This is a genomic window from Halioglobus sp. HI00S01 (assembly GCF_001635445.1).
GTDB classification, from domain to species: domain Bacteria; phylum Pseudomonadota; class Gammaproteobacteria; order Pseudomonadales; family Halieaceae; genus Halioglobus; species Halioglobus japonicus.
Map to the genome: position 1 here is coordinate 1 of NZ_LWEE01000248.1, position 220 is coordinate 220.

The 220-nt window shown below is 59.1% G+C and carries 1 protein-coding gene; it reads left to right on the forward strand.

Annotation, left to right across the window (positions count from 1 at the left end):
* Window positions 1-13: 13 nt before the first annotated feature.
* The coding region (locus A3709_RS17390; protein WP_369795157.1) for a hypothetical protein at window positions 14-220 on the forward strand (207 nt) is incomplete at its 3' end.

Sequence of the window (220 nt, forward strand, 5' to 3'; positions counted from 1 at the left end):
GGCAGATACTACAGTGGATATGCAGCGGCTGCAGACCCTGGGTCAGGAGATCAACGCAGCGCCGGAGAATTTTCCGCTACAGCGCACCGTCAACAAGATTATTGAAGACCGGCGCAAGATGGCCGCCGGCGCAGCGCCTGTTAACTGGGGTTTTGCGGAAACCATGGCCTATGCAACGCTGCTCGAGGACGGCTATCCGGTTCGCTTGACGGGCCAGGAT